Origin of the sequence: Pseudomonas sp. S34 (assembly GCF_009866745.1) — a bacterium.
Lineage (GTDB): Bacteria > Pseudomonadota > Gammaproteobacteria > Pseudomonadales > Pseudomonadaceae > Aquipseudomonas > Aquipseudomonas jessenii.
Genome location: NZ_CP019398.1, coordinates 5,255,938 through 5,271,454, shown reverse-complemented (window position 1 = coordinate 5,271,454; position 15,517 = coordinate 5,255,938). Strand labels below are relative to the sequence as shown.

General features: G+C 59.8%; 16 protein-coding genes, 1 tRNA gene and 1 pseudogene. 6 read left to right on the top strand and 12 right to left on the bottom strand.

Annotation, left to right across the window (positions count from 1 at the left end; all coding sequences use genetic code 11):
* Positions 1 to 116: 116 nt before the first annotated feature.
* From ychF to PspS34_RS23495, 8 genes are all read right to left on the bottom strand, one after another.
* Positions 117 to 1,217 carry a redox-regulated ATPase YchF gene (ychF, locus tag PspS34_RS23530; protein WP_007981836.1) on the bottom strand — a complete coding sequence of 367 codons (1,101 nt, stop codon included), beginning with the start codon at positions 1,215 to 1,217 and terminating at the stop codon, positions 117 to 119.
* Positions 1,218 to 1,239: 22 nt separating this feature from the next.
* On the bottom strand, positions 1,240 to 1,824 hold the full coding sequence (gene pth, locus PspS34_RS23525) for an aminoacyl-tRNA hydrolase (RefSeq protein ID WP_154860520.1): 585 nt from the start codon (positions 1,822 to 1,824) through the stop codon (positions 1,240 to 1,242).
* A 169-nt stretch (positions 1,825 to 1,993) separates the two neighbouring features.
* Positions 1,994 to 2,593 (bottom strand): 50S ribosomal protein L25/general stress protein Ctc, encoded by a 600-nt coding sequence (locus PspS34_RS23520; RefSeq protein ID WP_007973891.1) that lies wholly within the window; start codon positions 2,591 to 2,593, stop codon positions 1,994 to 1,996.
* 142 nt (positions 2,594 to 2,735) lie between these two features.
* Complete coding sequence (locus tag PspS34_RS23515) at positions 2,736 to 3,677, bottom strand: ribose-phosphate pyrophosphokinase (RefSeq protein ID WP_003171603.1); 942 nt, start codon at positions 3,675 to 3,677, stop codon at positions 2,736 to 2,738.
* A 46-nt stretch (positions 3,678 to 3,723) separates the two neighbouring features.
* Positions 3,724 to 3,798, bottom strand: a tRNA-Gln gene (locus PspS34_RS23510).
* A 36-nt stretch (positions 3,799 to 3,834) separates the two neighbouring features.
* Complete coding sequence (ispE, locus tag PspS34_RS23505) at positions 3,835 to 4,686, bottom strand: 4-(cytidine 5'-diphospho)-2-C-methyl-D-erythritol kinase (protein ID WP_057713314.1); 852 nt, start codon at positions 4,684 to 4,686, stop codon at positions 3,835 to 3,837.
* Between the two features lies 1 nt (position 4,687).
* Positions 4,688 to 5,305 (bottom strand): lipoprotein insertase outer membrane protein LolB, encoded by a 618-nt coding sequence (lolB, locus tag PspS34_RS23500; RefSeq protein WP_057713315.1) that lies wholly within the window; start codon positions 5,303 to 5,305, stop codon positions 4,688 to 4,690.
* A 4-nt stretch (positions 5,306 to 5,309) separates the two neighbouring features.
* The gene (locus PspS34_RS23495) at positions 5,310 to 7,034 is read right to left on the bottom strand and encodes a tetratricopeptide repeat protein (RefSeq protein ID WP_154860519.1); all 1,725 of its coding nucleotides are present in this window, start codon (positions 7,032 to 7,034) and stop codon (positions 5,310 to 5,312) included.
* Between the two features lie 235 nt (positions 7,035 to 7,269).
* Here PspS34_RS23495 and hemA point away from each other — a divergent pair, with 235 nt between their 5' ends.
* The 6 genes from hemA to PspS34_RS23465 all read left to right on the top strand — a co-directional run bounded on the left by hemA (position 7,270) and on the right by PspS34_RS23465 (position 12,643).
* Positions 7,270 to 8,559, top strand: a complete 1,290-nt coding sequence (gene hemA / locus PspS34_RS23490; protein WP_154860518.1) for a glutamyl-tRNA reductase — start codon at positions 7,270 to 7,272, stop codon at positions 8,557 to 8,559.
* Positions 8,556 to 9,638, top strand: coding sequence for a peptide chain release factor 1 (gene prfA / locus PspS34_RS23485; protein ID WP_007981853.1), 1,083 nt, complete (start codon positions 8,556 to 8,558; stop codon positions 9,636 to 9,638). The genes hemA and prfA overlap by 4 nt, the downstream gene beginning before the upstream one ends.
* Positions 9,639 to 10,469: a peptide chain release factor N(5)-glutamine methyltransferase gene (gene prmC / locus PspS34_RS23480; RefSeq protein ID WP_090457656.1), complete on the top strand. Its 831-nt coding sequence runs from the start codon at positions 9,639 to 9,641 to the stop codon at positions 10,467 to 10,469.
* The gene (locus tag PspS34_RS23475; RefSeq protein ID WP_154947307.1) at positions 10,463 to 11,218 is read left to right on the top strand and encodes a molybdopterin-synthase adenylyltransferase MoeB; all 756 of its coding nucleotides are present in this window, start codon (positions 10,463 to 10,465) and stop codon (positions 11,216 to 11,218) included. Before prmC ends, PspS34_RS23475 begins: the two co-directional genes overlap by 7 nt.
* Positions 11,211 to 12,002, top strand: coding sequence for a glutamate racemase (gene murI, locus PspS34_RS23470; RefSeq protein WP_150814906.1), 792 nt, complete (start codon positions 11,211 to 11,213; stop codon positions 12,000 to 12,002). The genes PspS34_RS23475 and murI overlap by 8 nt, the downstream gene beginning before the upstream one ends.
* A gap of 122 nt (positions 12,003 to 12,124) precedes the next feature.
* Positions 12,125 to 12,643 (top strand): acyloxyacyl hydrolase, encoded by a 519-nt coding sequence (locus PspS34_RS23465; protein WP_150814907.1) that lies wholly within the window; start codon positions 12,125 to 12,127, stop codon positions 12,641 to 12,643.
* Positions 12,644 to 12,775: 132 nt separating this feature from the next.
* On the opposite strand, the gene PspS34_RS23460 is transcribed toward PspS34_RS23465, so the two are convergent.
* From PspS34_RS23460 to phrB, 4 genes and pseudogenes are all read right to left on the bottom strand, one after another.
* Positions 12,776 to 13,081, bottom strand: coding sequence for a YkgJ family cysteine cluster protein (locus tag PspS34_RS23460; RefSeq protein ID WP_056726267.1), 306 nt, complete (start codon positions 13,079 to 13,081; stop codon positions 12,776 to 12,778).
* A 99-nt stretch (positions 13,082 to 13,180) separates the two neighbouring features.
* The gene (locus tag PspS34_RS23455) at positions 13,181 to 13,963 is read right to left on the bottom strand and encodes an SDR family NAD(P)-dependent oxidoreductase (protein WP_154860516.1); all 783 of its coding nucleotides are present in this window, start codon (positions 13,961 to 13,963) and stop codon (positions 13,181 to 13,183) included.
* A pseudogene (locus PspS34_RS23450) lies at positions 13,960 to 14,058 on the bottom strand (nuclear transport factor 2 family protein); the annotation flags it as partial. The gene PspS34_RS23455 and the pseudogene PspS34_RS23450, both read right to left, overlap by 4 nt.
* 2 nt (positions 14,059 to 14,060) lie before the next feature.
* Positions 14,061 to 15,503 carry a deoxyribodipyrimidine photo-lyase gene (gene phrB, locus PspS34_RS23445; protein WP_154860514.1) on the bottom strand — a complete coding sequence of 481 codons (1,443 nt, stop codon included), beginning with the start codon at positions 15,501 to 15,503 and terminating at the stop codon, positions 14,061 to 14,063.
* Between the last annotated feature and the right edge of the window lie 14 nt (positions 15,504 to 15,517).

Below are 15,517 nucleotides of genomic sequence, written 5' to 3'. Positions count from 1 at the left end.
TGACACACCGCCTTCGCGAGCAAGCCCGCTCCCACAATGGTTCGGTGGTGTTGTCGGCAATATTCCAGGCACAAAAAAGCCGCGTATCAAACGCGGCTTTTTCTTGGGCGTATGGCTTAGACGTTGAAACGGAAGTGCATCACGTCGCCGTCTTTGACGATGTAATCCTTGCCTTCCAGACGCCATTTACCGGCTTCCTTGGTACCGGCTTCGCCCTTGTACTGGATGAAGTCGTTGTAGGCGATCACTTCGGCGCGGATGAAGCCTTTTTCGAAGTCGGTGTGGATCACGCCAGCGGCTTGTGGTGCGGTGGCACCGACGCGGACGGTCCAGGCGCGGACTTCTTCGACACCGGCGGTGAAGTAGGTCTGCAGGTGCAGCATTTCGTAGCCGGCGCGGATCACGCGGTTCAGACCAGGCTCTTCGAGGCCCAGGGCTTCGAGGAACATGTCTTTTTCTTCGCCGTCATCGAGCTCGGCGATTTCCGCTTCGATCTTGTTGCACACCGGAACAACCACGGCGCCTTCTTCTTCGGCGATGGCGCGTACAACGTCCAGGTGCGGGTTGTTCTCGAAACCGTCTTCAGCGACGTTGGCGATGTACATGACCGGCTTGGTGGTCAGCAGGTGGAAGCCCTTGATCACCGCTTTCTCGTCGGTGCCCATGTTCTTCATCAGGCTGCGCGCCGGCTTGCCTTCGGTGAAGTGAGCGATCAGTTGCTCCAGCAGGCCTTTCTGGACCACTGCGTCCTTGTCACCGCCCTTGGCGTTGCGCGCGACTTTCTGCAGTTGCTTCTCGCAGCTGTCGAGGTCGGCGAAGATCAGTTCCAGGTCGATGATTTCGATGTCGCGTTTCGGGTCGACGCTGTTGGAGACGTGAATCACGTTCTCGTCTTCGAAGCAGCGGACCACGTGGGCGATGGCATCGGTTTCACGGATGTTGGCCAGGAACTTGTTGCCCAGGCCTTCACCTTTCGACGCGCCGGCAACCAGGCCCGCGATGTCGACGAATTCCATAGTGGTCGGCAGGATGCGCTTTGGATTGACGATGGCAGCCAGGGCTTCCAGGCGCGGATCCGGCATCGGCACGATACCGCTGTTAGGCTCGATGGTGCAGAAGGGGAAGTTCTCGGCCGCGATCCCGGATTTGGTCAGGGCGTTGAACAGGGTGGACTTGCCGACGTTAGGCAGGCCGACGATGCCGCAATTGAATCCCATGGTGTTTCCCCTCGGATAAGAGTCAGGCCTTCTGGCTGTGCAGGTTTTTCATCGCGCGGTTCCATTCCCCGGCGAGGATATCCGGCAGCACGCCGAGGGCAAAGTCGATGCTGGCATCGAGTTTTTCCTGTTCGGCGCGTGGCGCACGACCCAGGACGAAATTTGAAACCATACTGGCGACGCCCGGATGACCGATGCCAAGCCGCAGGCGGTGGAAAGTGTTCTGATTGCCCAGTTGCGCAATGATGTCGCGCAGCCCGTTGTGACCGCCATGGCCGCCGCCCACTTTGAGTTTGGCGACGCCTGGAGGCAGGTCGAGTTCGTCGTGTGCCACGAGGATTTCTTCAGGCTTGATGCGGAAGAAACCTGCAAGGGCCGCCACGGCCTGGCCGCTGCGGTTCATGTACGTGGTGGGAATCAGCAGACGAACATCCTGACCCTGATGCGTATAGCGCCCGGTCAGGCCGAAATACTTGCGGTCCGCCACAAGGTTTACGCCTTGTGCGTTCGCGATGCGCTCAACAAAAAGGGCCCCTGCGTTATGCCGGGTCTGTTCGTATTCAGCGCCTGGATTTCCCAGGCCAACGATCAGTTTGATGGCAGTCACGATAGGGGCCCTTCCTTGGAGTGGTGGATAACATCGCCGCAATCAGGGATAGCGGCGAAAGTGGACGAAAATTGCTCATTTACCATGATGTAAACTCCGCGTTCTCGCCCGCTTTCTCGCTATGCTCTAGTCCGCGATGTTTCCGGTCACTCCGGCGTACAGAGTAAAATTACTCTGCAGCGCCTTCTGCAGCTTCTGGAGCAACACGTGGAGCGTGGACGTTGGCAACAGCCTTGTCATCACCGTGTGCCAGGGCCACGAACTCAACGCCTTTAGGAGCCTTGAGGTCCGACAGGTGAATGATCGAACCGATTTCAGCGTTAGCCAGGTCGACTTCGATGAACTCAGGCAGATCTTTCGGCAGGCAGGAAACTTCGATCTCGGCAACAACGTGCGAGATTTCGCCGCCTTTCTTGGTCGGTGCTTCTTCGTTGATGAAGTGCACTGGAACGATAGCGGTCAGTTTCTGGCCGGCTACTACGCGTACGAAGTCAGCGTGCATCACGTGGCCTTTGGCCGGGTGACGCTGCAGGGCTTTGATCACGACGTTCTGCTTGGTGCCACCAACGTTCAGCTCGATGATGTGGCTGTAAGCCGCTTCGTTTTCGAGCAGTTTGGCAACTTCTTTGGCCAGCATGCTGATGGATTCAGGGGCTTTGTCGCCACCGTAAACTACAGCTGGAACCAGGCTTGCGAGACGACGCAGGCGGCGGCTCGCACCTTTCCCCAGGTCGGAACGCACTTCAGCATTCAGAGTAAAATCGTTCATGTTGTATCTCCAAAATAACCACACTCGCCCCAGCGTTTGCGACCAGCGCTAAAGGCGATATGGGCAAAAAAGCCCCGCCCCGACAGGAATGCCGGGGCGGGGCGCTTTTCGTCAACGAGACATTTCGAGAAGGGCAGGGCCCTTAGCGGAACATCGCGCTGATCGATTCTTCATTGCTGATGCGGCGGACCGCCTCGGCAACTACCGGTGCGATATCCAGTTGGCGGATACGCGCACAGGCTTGTGCTGCAGCGGACAGAGGAATGGTGTTAGTCACCACCAACTCGTCCAGCACGGAATTTTCGATGTTTTCGATCGCCCGACCCGACAGCACAGGGTGCGTGCAGTAGGCGAAAACCTTGGCAGCGCCATGCTCTTTCAAGGCCTTGGCCGCGTGGCACAGGGTGCCGGCGGTATCGACCATGTCATCGACCAGAATACAGGTACGCCCTTCGACATCACCGATGATATGCATCACTTCAGAGTGATTGGCTTTCTCACGGCGTTTGTCGATGATCCCGAGATCCACGCCCAGGGATTTGGCAACGGCACGTGCACGCACGACGCCGCCAATGTCCGGGGACACGATCATCAGGTTTTCGAAGCGCTGATCTTCGATGTCATCCACCAGAACCGGGGAGCCGTAGATGTTATCTACCGGAATATCGAAGAAACCCTGGATTTGGTCAGCATGCAGATCAACCGTGAGAACACGGTCGATGCCGACTACGGTAAGCATGTCAGCCACGACTTTCGCGCTGATAGCCACACGTGCGGAACGCGGACGGCGATCCTGACGGGCATAACCAAAGTAAGGAATAACAGCAGTGATACGAGTAGCCGAGGAGCGGCGGAAGGCATCAGCCATCACTACCAGTTCCATCAGGTTATCGTTGGTCGGAGCGCAAGTCGGCTGAATAATGAAGACGTCTTTACCGCGAACGTTTTCATTGATCTCGGCTGTAATTTCGCCGTCGGAGAATTTACCGACAGAGATGTCACCGAGAGGGATATGCAGCTGACGTACGACACGCCGAGCCAGATCGGGGTTAGCGTTCCCCGTAAAGACCATCATCTTGGACACGCGCAGTACCTGAAGGCTGAGGGTAACCTGGATGAGTATAGGAAAATGGCAGGGGCGGCTGGATTCGAACCAACGCATGGCAGGATCAAAACCTGCTGCCTTACCGCTTGGCGACGCCCCTGTATCTGTTGCAACGATTACCCAGTAATCGGTTCCTTTAGAGCAGACTTTGCAGCTTGCGATGCAACATCGAAACGTTGCTTCCTTTTGCTACAAAACCTGTAAGGGTCTCTGTCAGAAGGGCCGAGACTTTATCAGCTTCAGCTTTGCTTGGGAAGCCCCCAAACACACAACTTCCAGTTCCGGTGAGTTTTGCTTCGGTAAATTTACCTAACAAATTCAAAGCGTTACGTACCTCTGGATAACGCCTTGTTACCACCGGCAAGCAGTCATTTCGACTGTTTCCCTTGGGAACGGGGCGCACTTTAATGGGAGGAGTGTTACGTGTCAACAACGGATCTGAAAAAATTTCTGCCGTACTAACAGAGACTTGCGGCACCAGCACCAGATACCACGGTTCTTCCGGGTCCACAGGGGTCAGTTTCTCCCCCACGCCCTCGGCGAAAGCCGCGTGGCCACGTACGAAAACCGGGACGTCGGCGCCCAGCGTCAACCCCAGCCCGGCCAGGCGATCTTCATCCCAGCCCAATTGCCACAGATGATTCAAGCCCAGCAATGTTGTTGCGGCATTCGAGCTGCCGCCACCGATGCCGCCGCCCATGGGCAGGATCTTGTCGATCCAGATATCGACGCCCAGCGAGCAAGCGGATTGCTCCTGCAGTTTTCTGGCGGCCTTGACGATCAGGTTGCTGTCGTGGGGAACACCTTCGAACTCAGTGTGCAGATGAATGACACCGTCATCGCGCAGGGCGTAGGTGATTTCGTCGCCGTAATCGAGAAACTGAAACATCGTCTGCAGTTCGTGGTAGCCGTCTTCGCGGCGACCCAGGATGTGCAGCATCAAATTGAGTTTGGCTGGCGAGGGCAGCGTCAGGCGATTGGCCGGCATGTCACGACCCCAGTTTGCGCGGTTGCCAGATCTTGATCACCAGCGTGACATCAAGGTCGGTGCCGCTGAGCTTGATGCGCTCGGGTAGCCAGAAACCGTTTTGCTGGGTGTAGGCGGTGTAGTCGACCTTCCAGCCATCCTGTTCAAGGCTCGCCAGGCGGCTGTCGCCGTCCAGGGTCAGGCGACTTTTGCTGTCGGGAGCCGGGAGCCCGCGCACCCACCAGGCCAGGTTGGACACCGGCAGCTTCCAGCCAAGCTGTTCTTCGAGCAGCACTTCCGGATTCGGCGCGTCGTAACGTCCCTGGTTGGCGACTTCCAGCGACACCTTGCCCGGGCGTCCGGTCAGGCGAGCCGCCCCGCGGCCCAGTGGTCCCGACAGGCGAATGTCGTAGTAATCCTGGCGCTGCAACCAGAACAGCGTGCCGCTGCCCGAGTCTTTCGGGGCACGGATGCCGATCTTGCCGTCGATCTGCCAGCCATCGAGGCCGGTCAGTTGCTGTTTATGCTCGCGCCATTGGGCGGCGTTGCCATGGCCCTCGACCGACTCACGGGGACCCAGGCCGGCACAACCGGCGAGCAGGGCGATAAAGCTGAAAACGATGAAATGGCGCAAAAACATAATTTTAAAGAGTCTCTGATCCGGTCAGGCGTTTGATGGTGCCGCGCAGGGTCGGGCTGTCAGGCTGTTCCTTGAGGAACTTGCCCCAGACTTGTTTCGCTTCACGCTGTTTGCCGTTGGCCCACAGGACTTCACCCAGGTGAGCGGCGACTTCCTGATCGGGGAAGCGATCCAGGGCCTGGCGCAGCAGGCGCTCGGCTTCGTCGAGATTGCCCAAGCGGTAATTCACCCAGCCAAGGCTGTCGAGTACCGCCGGGTCTTCCGGACTGATCTGGTGTGCCTGTTCGATCAGGGCCTTGGCTTCAGCGTAGCGCGTGGTGCGGTCGGACAGGGTGTAGCCCAGGGCATTCAACGCCATGGCATTGTCCGGGTCGCGCTTGATGATCGTACGCAGGTCTTTTTCCATCTGCGCCAGGTCATTGCGTTTTTCCGCCTGCATGGCGCGGGTGTAGAGCAGGTTCAGGTCGTCCGGGTATTTCTGCAAGGCCTGTTGCAGAGCATTCCAGGCCTTGTCGCCCTGATTGTTGGCGGACAGGGTTTCGACTTCGATCAGGTACAACTGGATAGCGTAATCCGGCTGCTCATCGCGCTCTGCCGCCAGCTTGCGTTGCGCTTCGGCGGTCTTGCCGTTGTTGATCAGGATGTCGGCCTGACGCAATTGCGCCGGCAGGAAGTCGTTGCCCGGGCCAACCTTGGCGTATTCGATCAGTGCGCCTTGCGGGTCGTTTTGTTCTTCAGCGATGCGGCCGAGGTTCAGGTGCGCCGAGTCGACGTGGCTTTCCCGGGCGATCAGGTCTTCAAGATGACCCTTGGCCTCGTTCCAGTCCTTGGCTTCCAGGCACACCAGCGCCAGGGAGTAACGCAGTTCGTCGTCATCCGGGTATTGCTGGACCAGGCTCGAGAACTCGGCCTTGGCGTCGTCCATGCGGTCCTGTTCAACCAGCATCCGCGCGTAAGTCAGGCGCAGGCGCTTGTCGTCCGGGTATTTCTTGATGCTTTTCTGCAGCAGCGGCAGGGCTTCGTCACCGCGATTCAAGGTTTGCAGCAGGCGTGCGCGCAGCAGGATCGGCGCAATTTCGCCGTCCTCCGGCGGATTGTCTTCCAGCAGCTTCAACGCGCCCTTGGCGTCGCCATCCTGTTGCATCAGCAAGGCCTTGCCGAAAATCAGCTGGCCGTTGTCCGGATGACGCTGCAACAAACGATCGAAGCTTTTCATCAAGCCGTTGCGGGTGTCCTGGTCGGTGTCGGCCGCGGACAGCGCAAGGAAGTCGAAATGGGTGTCGCCTTTGCCTTGCAGGACTTTCTCCATATAGACCATGGAGTCGTCATAACGCCCGGCGCGTGCCAGTTGCACGGCGGCGGCGCGTTGCGCTTCGAGGTCGTCGGGGGCGTTCCTGGCCCAGATCAGCGCAGTATCCAGGGCTGCCTGGTCGGCGCCCAGATATTCGGCGATACGAAATGCCCGCTCGGAGATTCCCGGATCCTGGGTGTTGATGGCCTGGGTCACATAGTTGTCCAAGGCAATGTCAAAACGATTGCGCTGGCCGGCCAGTTCGGCGCTCAACAGGCTGAAGATGGTTTCCTCGCTGAATGGGCTGTAGACCTTGGGCTTTTCAGGGGCCGGGGTGCTGTCTTCAACCGGCGGCGCACCGTCCGACGAAACGGGTGCCAAGGCCTGGCAGCCGCTGAGGAAGACAAGAGCGAGGAGCAACGCGGAGGATCTATTCATATAGGAAGAGGACGACTAACCTGCGGTCGGATCATCATGACACAAGCTTTCGAGCAAACATAACCGGCCCGGCAATTTACCTGCCAGCCCGATCCGCATCGCCCTGATGCTTGTGTAAACGAGAACTGCTCGCAACCCGCGGCGGCGCCTGATGGGGCGATAGATATCGAGTAGTTGTTCTGATTCCGTCGAAGTAGGACAATTGTCGGCTTCACGTCACAATCAGCGACTTTGAATGGCCTTCCTTGCACTCGGTATTAACCACAAGACTGCTTCAGTAGACGTCCGCGAGCGCGTGGCTTTTACCCCTGAGCAGCTGGTTGAGGCCTTGCAGCAGCTCTGCCGACTCACCGACAGCCGCGAAGCTGCGATCCTCTCCACCTGCAATCGCAGTGAACTCTATATAGAACAGGATCACCTGTCGGCAGACGTCGTGCTGCGCTGGCTGGCCGAATATCATCATTTGAGCTACGACGAGCTGCGCGAAAGCGCCTATGTGCATGAAGATGATGCGGCAGTTCGTCACATGATGCGGGTCGCTTCCGGGCTCGACTCGCTGGTGTTGGGCGAACCGCAGATTCTCGGCCAGATGAAGTCGGCCTATGCCGTGGCCCGCGAAGCCGGGACCATCGGGCCGTTGCTCGGGAGGTTGTTCCAGGCCACGTTCAATGCGGCCAAGCAGGTGCGCACCGACACGGCCATCGGCGAGAACCCGGTGTCGGTGGCGTTTGCCGCGGTGAGCCTGGCCAAGCAGATTTTCAGCGACCTGCAACGCAGCCAGGCCTTGTTGATCGGCGCCGGCGAGACCATCACCCTGGTCGCCCGCCATCTGCATGACCTGGGTGTAAAGCGCATCGTGGTCGCCAACCGCACCCTGGAGCGCGCGAGCATCCTGGCCGAACAGTTCGGTGCCCATGCGGTGCTGCTGTCGGATATTCCGGCAGAGCTGGTGCGCAGCGATATCGTCATCAGTTCCACCGCCAGTCAGTTGCCGATTCTGGGCAAGGGTGCGGTGGAAAGCGCCTTGAAACTGCGCAAGCACAAACCGATCTTCATGGTGGATATCGCTGTTCCTCGCGACATCGAGCCAGAAGTCGGCGAACTGGACGACGTTTACCTCTATAGCGTCGACGACCTCCACGAAGTGGTTGCAGAGAACCTCAAGAGCCGCCAGGGCGCAGCCCAGGCCGCCGAAGAGATGGTCTCGATCGGTGCCGAAGATTTCATGATCCGCCTGCGCGAGTTGGCGGCGGTGGACGTGCTCAAGGCCTATCGTCAACAGAGCGAACGCCTGCGCGACGAAGAATTGCAAAAGGCCCAGCGCATGCTGGCCAACGGTAGCAGTGCCGAAGAGGTGCTGGTGCAACTGGCCCGCGGGCTGACCAACAAACTGTTGCACGCACCGAGCGTGCAGTTGAAAAAGCTCTCTGCCGAAGGTCGCCTGGATGCGCTGGCGATGGCCCAGGAACTCTTTGCCCTCGGTGAGGGCTCATCGGATAGCTTTTCGGATAAAAAACCGCAATGAAAGCGTCACTGCTCAATAAGCTGGATATCCTCCAGGACCGTTTCGAGGAATTGACCGCCCTGTTGGGCGATGGCGAGGTTATTTCCGATCAGAACAAGTTCCGCACCTATTCCAAGGAGTACGCGGAAGTTGAACCGATCGTGGGCGCCTATAAAGAACTGCTGAAAGTGCAGGACGACCTCGAAGGCGCCCAGGCACTGCTCAAGGACAGCGACCCGGACATGCGGGAAATGGCCGTGGAAGAAGTCCGCGAGGCCAAGGAACGCCTGGTCACGCTCGAAGCCGACCTGCAGCGCATGCTGCTGCCCAAGGACCCGAACGACGGCCGCAACGTGTTCCTCGAGATCCGTGCCGGTACCGGTGGTGACGAAGCGGCGATTTTCTCCGGCGACCTGTTCCGCATGTATTCGCGTTACGCCGAGCGTCGTGGCTGGCGGGTGGAGATCCTTTCGGAGAACGAGGGTGAACACGGCGGCTATAAAGAGGTGATTGCCCGGGTCGAGGGCGACAACGTCTACGGCAAGCTGAAGTTCGAATCCGGCGCGCACCGCGTGCAGCGGGTTCCGGCGACCGAATCCCAAGGCCGCATTCACACGTCGGCCTGCACCGTGGCGGTATTGCCCGAGCCGGACGAACAGGAAGCCATCGAGATCAACCCGGCCGATCTGCGCATCGATACCTATCGCTCCTCCGGCGCCGGTGGCCAGCACGTCAACAAGACCGACTCGGCGATCCGTATCACGCACTTGCCATCCGGTATTGTGGTCGAGTGCCAGGAAGAACGTTCACAGCACAAGAACCGCGCCCGGGCGATGTCCTGGTTGTCGGCCAAGCTGAACGATCAGCAGACCTCCGCCGCGGCCAACGCCATCGCCAGCGAGCGCAAGTTGCTGGTCGGTTCCGGCGACCGCTCAGAGCGTATCCGCACCTATAATTTTGCCCAGGGCCGAGTCACCGATCATCGGGTCAACCTGACCTTGTATTCCCTCGACGAGATCCTCGCCGGCGGCGTCGAGGCGGTGATCGAGCCGTTGCTGGCCGAGTACCAGGCCGATCAACTGGCAGCGATAGGTGAGTAAATGACGATCATTGCCAGTTTGTTGCGCGCCGCCGATTTACCCGACTCGCCGACGGCGCGTCTGGATGCCGAACTGCTGCTGGCGGCGGCCTTGGGCAAGTCCCGCAGTTTCCTGCATACCTGGCCGGAGCGCATCGTGCCGAGCGAAGCGGCGCTGACGTTCGCCGAGTATTTGCAGCGCCGCCGCAGCGGTGAGCCGGTGGCCTATATCCTCGGCCAGCAGGGTTTCTGGAAGCTGGACCTGGAAGTGGCACCGCACACGCTGATCCCGCGCCCCGACACCGAACTGCTGGTGGAAGCCGCGCTGGAACTGTTGCCGGCCACACCGGCCAAGGTACTCGACCTTGGCACGGGCAGCGGCGCGATTGCCCTGGCCCTGGCCAGCGAGCGTCCGGCCTGGAGCGTCACTGCCGTGGATCGTGTTCTGGAAGCCGTGGCCCTGGCCGAACGCAATCGCCAGCGCCTGCACCTGGACAACGCCACCGTGCTGAGCAGCCATTGGTTCAGTGCCCTGGAAGGTCAGCGTTTTCAACTGATCATCAGCAATCCGCCCTACATCGCAGCGGCCGATCCGCATCTGGTCGAGGGCGACGTGCGCTTTGAACCGGCCAGCGCCCTGGTGGCGGGTGTCGACGGGCTCGACGATCTGCGCTTGATCGTTGCCCAGGCACCGGACCATCTGGACGCCGGCGGTTGGCTGATGCTCGAACACGGCTATGATCAGGCCGAGGCGGTTCGCGATTTGCTGCTGACCCGGGGTTTCGAAGAAGTCCACAGCCGCACCGATCTGGGCGGTCATCAACGCATCAGTCTGGGGCGCCTGCCGTGCTGAATGATCAGGAATTGCTGCGCTACAGCCGGCAGATTCTGCTGCAACACATCGATATCGACGGCCAGTTGCGGCTCAAGGAAAGCCGCGTATTGATCGTCGGTCTTGGCGGCCTTGGCGCGCCAGTGGCGCTGTATCTGGCGGCTGCCGGCGTTGGTGAGTTGCACCTGGCGGACTTCGATACGGTCGACCTGACCAACCTGCAACGCCAGATAATTCACGACACCGACAGCGTCGGCATGACCAAGGTCGATTCGGCAATCAAGCGCCTGACGGCGATCAACCCCGAGATTCAACTGATCGCCCATCGTGCGGCGCTGGACGAAGACTCCCTGGCCGCCGCAGTGGCCAGAGTGGATCTGGTCCTTGATTGTTCTGACAATTTTTCCACCCGTGAAGCGGTCAACGCCGCTTGCGTGACGGCCGGCAAACCGCTGGTCAGCGGCGCGGCGATTCGCCTCGAAGGGCAGCTGTCCGTGTTCGATCCGCGTCGACCGGAGAGTCCGTGCTACCACTGCTTATACGGGCACGGCAGCGAAGCCGAATTGACCTGTAGCGAGGCCGGCGTGGTCGGTCCGCTGGTGGGGCTGGTCGGCAGTCTGCAAGCGCTTGAAGCGTTGAAGTTGCTGGCCGGATTCGGCGAGCCGCTGGTGGGGCGCCTGTTGTTGATCGATGCCTTGGGCACGCGCTTCCGTGAACTGCGGGTCAAGCGCGATCCGGGCTGCAGCGTCTGTGGGCCGAAACATGCGTGAAGCGCCGATCGGCGTGTTCGACTCCGGTGTCGGTGGGCTCTCGGTACTGGCCGAGATCCAGCGTTTGCTGCCCAATGAGTCTCTGTTGTACGTCGCCGACTGCGGAAATGTTCCCTACGGCGAAAAATCCCCGGCATTTATCCAGCAACGTTGCAGCGTGATGGCCGACTTCTTTCGGCAGCAGGGCGCCAAGGCTTTGGTGCTGGCGTGCAACACGGCGACGGTTGCCGGGGTCGCCGACCTGCGTCGCGACTATCCGGAATGGCCCATCGTTGGCATGGAGCCGGCAGTCAAGCCGGCCGCCGCCGCAACCCGTTCCGGCGTGGTGGGGGTGCTGGCCACCACAGGCACTTTGCAGAGCGCCAAGTTCGCCGCGTTGCTCGACCGCTTCGCCACGGATGTGAAAGTGATCACCCAGCCCTGTCCAGGGCTTGTGGAGCTGATTGAAAACGGCGACCTGCGCAGCCCCGAGTTGCGCCAGCTGTTGGCCGGGTATGTCGAGCCACTGCTGGCTGCCGGCGCGGACACTCTGATTCTCGGCTGCACCCATTACCCCTTTCTCAAGCCGATGCTGCGGCAGATGATCCCCGAGGACATCAGCCTGATCGACACCGGCGCCGCCGTCGCGCGACAACTTCAGCGTCTGCTGGCCGAAGGCGAGCTGCTCGCCCAGGGACCTTCCCGTGAGGCACAGTTCTGGACCAGCGCCGATCCGCTTCATTTCAGAAATATCTTGCCGATACTGTGGAATACCTCTGGTGTTGTGCGAAGCTTCAACAGGTAGATGGCTGTCCGGGGGGATACGAAGAGTCGGGGTAAACTTCTGATAAATCGCTGACTTCTATAGTTTTGCAGGGCTTGGTAACAAAAAAACCATACGAAATCGTTCGGAAAAGGAAGTTTCAAGTGAAGCGACTATTCTGCTTGGCCGCGATTGCGACCGCACTTTTGGGGCACACTTTTACCGCGCAGGCGGCAGGTGTGGAATTTGCCGTGGGGCAAACCGGCGAGTCGACCATGACCTATCGATTGGGGGTGCAATTCGATTGGGACCAGAGCTGGTGGCAGAGCGACGTTGGTCGTCTGACCGGTTACTGGGACGGCGCCTATACCTATTGGGAGGGTGACGAGAAATCCAGTAACCACAGCCTGTCGTTCTCACCCGTGCTTGTTTATGAATTTGCCGGCCAGAACGTCAAACCCTACATTGAGTTTGGGATTGGCGTGGCGGCGTTTGCCAGCACCGAAGTCGAAAGCAACGATCTGGGCAGCGCCTTCCAGTTCGAAGACCGCTTTGGTTTCGGTTTGCGCTTTGCCGGCGGACATGAAGTCGGGGTTCGTGCGACGCACTATTCCAACGCCGGGATCACCACTCCGAACGATGGTGTAGAAAGTTACGCATTGCATTACACGATGCCGTTGTAAGACAGCAACGCTGTACTAAATGTGGGAGCGGGCTTGCTCGCGAAAGCAGTGGATCAGTCGACACTGTAATCGACTGACCTGACGCTTTCGCGAGCAAGCCCGCTCCCACATTGGTATTGGGACAACTTCAAACTAGCGATACGCCGTCGAAATCCCCTGGCGTTCTTCGATGCACTCCGGAGCGCCCATCTCGAACTCCCGGCAGATCAGCGGGCGTTTTTCGTAGATCGTGCACATCATCGTGTTGCGATCCAGCGCGGCACACCAACCGTCATCCAGGCGCAACATCACTTCCCCGCCCCAGTCATCGGTATCGATGAACCGTTCAGGCACGCCCGTATCTGTGATCAGCATGACTTCGAGCTGGCAGCAGCAGGCTGCGCAGGTCGAGCAGGTGACCGCGGGTTCCGCGATTTGCGTATGGGGGATGGTTTTCATGGCGCGCAGTGTAAGGCAGTCACCGGGTACTGTGTGAAAGGTCTGACGGACGCTCAAATATCGGAGCGTCCGAGACACCGCCGCCATTGATGACGACTTTCAGGGTTGATCCTTGATCGGCGGCTGGCTGCGCACCATGCGTTTGCCGATCTCCAGTTTTACTTGGTCCGGCCGTTTGGAGAGTGGCCAGAGGGCGGTCATGAACGCTGCGGGGAAAGCGATTTCCAACGGGCGGTCCTTGAGTTTTTCGAAGATGTGCCGCGCGGCTTTCTCCACCGGCCAGCTCAAGGCCATGGGCGAGTCGTTTTTTGCCGTCAGCGGCGCCTCGACAAACCCGGGGCTGATTACCGTGAGTTCTATGCCTTCCGGGGCCAGGTCGATGCGCAGGGATTCGAACAGATAACGTAGCCCGGCCTTCGAAGTGCCGTAGGCTTCTGCCTTGGGCAGCGGCAGGTAGGTCACCGTACTGGCCATGGCCACCATATGCGGTGCGGTGCCGGCACGCAGCAATGGCAGGGCGGCGTCGATGCAATAGCTGCTGGCCAACAGGTTAGTGCGCACCACATGCTCGACAATCGACGCATCGAACTGCTTGGCATCCACGTACTCGCAGGTGCCGGCGTTCAGTATCACGGTGTCCAGCGAGCCCCAGTCCTCGGCAATCTGCTCGCTGATCTCGCGTACGGTCTGGCTGTTGGTCAGGTCTCCGGGGACCACCAGCACTTGCCCCGGATAACGTAGCGACAAGTCATTCAGGGGGGCCACGGTGCGCGAACTGACGGCCAGGTGCGCACCGGTTTTCAGGATTTCTTCGGCCAGGGCGGCACCGATGCCGCTGCTTGCACCGGTCAACCAGTATCGTCGTGCGAGTGTGCGACTCATCCCAATCTCCTTTTCAACCAGGCAATTGCCCGGCTCAATACGGGTAAATGTTCATAAAGCAGAGCCCCGGCATCGAAGTAATCCCGGTGGCGGTAATTCATGACCCAACGGCGGCGTATTGCCGCGAGGGCAGGTTTTTGAATGCCGTCAACGCACGCGTACGGGAAGTACCCAGGTCGACGATCGGGGAGGGGTAATCCACAACACCGAAAAGGCCGCCGAGATTGGCGGGGTTGTGCACGTCTTTTTTATTCAGAGCGGCCAGTTCCGGCAGCCATTGCTTGATGAACACGCCTTCGGGGTCGAATTTTTCCGACTGGCTCAACGGGTTGAAAATCCGGAAATAAGGCGCCGAGTCGGTGCCGGTGGAAGAACTCCACTGCCAGCCACCATTGTTCGCCGCCAGGTCGCCATCGATCAGGTGACGCATGAAAAAGCGTTCGCCTTCGCGCCAGTCGATCAGCAGGTTTTTGGTCAGGAACATCGCCACCACCATGCGCAGGCGGTTGTGCATCCAACCGGTTGCCAGCAGTTGGCGCATGGCGGCGTCGATGATCGGCAAGCCGGTGCGTGCCTGTTGCCAGGCGGCCAGTTCTTCGGGGGCGTTGCGCCAGGCCAGCGCTTCGGTTTCCGGACGAAACGCGCGGTGCCGGGAAACCCGTGGGTAGCCCACCAGGATGTGTTTGTAGAACTCGCGCCACAGCAGTTCGTTGATCCAGGTGACGGCGCCGATCTTGCCGCTTTCGAATTCACCTTGATTGCTGTTCAAGGCCGCGTGCAGGCATTGGCGCGCAGAAATCACCCCGGCGGCGAGATAGGCCGAAAGCTGACTGGTGCCGGGCTTCGCCGGGAAATCCCGTTCGCTTTGATAGTGCTCGATCTGCACATCGCTAAAGCTGTCGAGGCGACGCCGGGCTTCGGCTTCGCCCGCCGGCCACAGGTTGCGCAGGTTATCAGCGGGTGTTGCGAAACCGTCGACACTCAAGGGGATCGCATCGCTGGCAATGTTCAGCGGCGCTTGTTTGTGCGGCGCGCGTACGAGGCTGGGCAGCGAGTGGTGCAGTCGTTCGTAGCAGACTTTGCGGAACTGGCTGAAGACCTGAAAGTAAGTGCCGGTGCGGGTCAGCACGCTCCCGGGCTTGAACAGCAATTGATCGAGGTAGCGGCGAACTTCGATCCCTTCAGCCTGTAGCGTCCGGGCGACCGCTGCATCGCGACGGGACTCGTGGATGCCGTATTCCTCGTTGAGGTGCAACGCATCGACCTGCCACTGTCGGCACAGGTTCAGCAATACGCTGGGTGCGTCATCCCAGCGAGGGGCCTGACGGATCAGCAGGGGGATGTTCAGTTGACCCAGTTCGCGGCTCAACTCGCGCAGGTTACGCAGCCAGAAGTCCACTTTGCAGGGCGCATCGTCGTGTTCCAGCCATTGCTCCGGACTCAGCAGGTACACCGCCACGCACGGGCCGCGAGCCGCGGCGGCCGAGAGGGCGGTGTTGTCATGTAGGCGCAAGTCGCTGCGCAGCCAGATCAATTGCATTTTGGTATCCACGC

What these genes read in the sequence shown, in the direction of transcription:
- ychF (WP_007981836.1), bottom strand. Translation starts at nt 1,217, where the DNA reads ATGGGATTCAATTGCGGCATCGTCGGCCTGCCTAACGTCGGCAAGTCC.
- phrB (WP_154860514.1), bottom strand. Translation starts at nt 15,503, where the DNA reads ATGCAATTGATCTGGCTGCGCAGCGACTTGCGCCTACATGACAACACC.
- hemA (WP_154860518.1), top strand. Translation starts at nt 7,270, where the DNA reads ATGGCCTTCCTTGCACTCGGTATTAACCACAAGACTGCTTCAGTAGAC.
- prfA (WP_007981853.1), top strand. Translation starts at nt 8,556, where the DNA reads ATGAAAGCGTCACTGCTCAATAAGCTGGATATCCTCCAGGACCGTTTC.
- lolB (WP_057713315.1), bottom strand. Translation starts at nt 5,305, where the DNA reads ATGTTTTTGCGCCATTTCATCGTTTTCAGCTTTATCGCCCTGCTCGCC.
- PspS34_RS23495 (WP_154860519.1), bottom strand. Translation starts at nt 7,034, where the DNA reads ATGAATAGATCCTCCGCGTTGCTCCTCGCTCTTGTCTTCCTCAGCGGC.
- PspS34_RS23520 (WP_007973891.1), bottom strand. Translation starts at nt 2,593, where the DNA reads ATGAACGATTTTACTCTGAATGCTGAAGTGCGTTCCGACCTGGGGAAA.
- PspS34_RS23460 (WP_056726267.1), bottom strand. Translation starts at nt 13,081, where the DNA reads ATGAAAACCATCCCCCATACGCAAATCGCGGAACCCGCGGTCACCTGC.
- ispE (WP_057713314.1), bottom strand. Translation starts at nt 4,686, where the DNA reads ATGCCGGCCAATCGCCTGACGCTGCCCTCGCCAGCCAAACTCAATTTG.
- prmC (WP_090457656.1), top strand. Translation starts at nt 9,639, where the DNA reads ATGACGATCATTGCCAGTTTGTTGCGCGCCGCCGATTTACCCGACTCG.
- PspS34_RS23455 (WP_154860516.1), bottom strand. Translation starts at nt 13,963, where the DNA reads ATGAGTCGCACACTCGCACGACGATACTGGTTGACCGGTGCAAGCAGC.
- murI (WP_150814906.1), top strand. Translation starts at nt 11,211, where the DNA reads ATGCGTGAAGCGCCGATCGGCGTGTTCGACTCCGGTGTCGGTGGGCTC.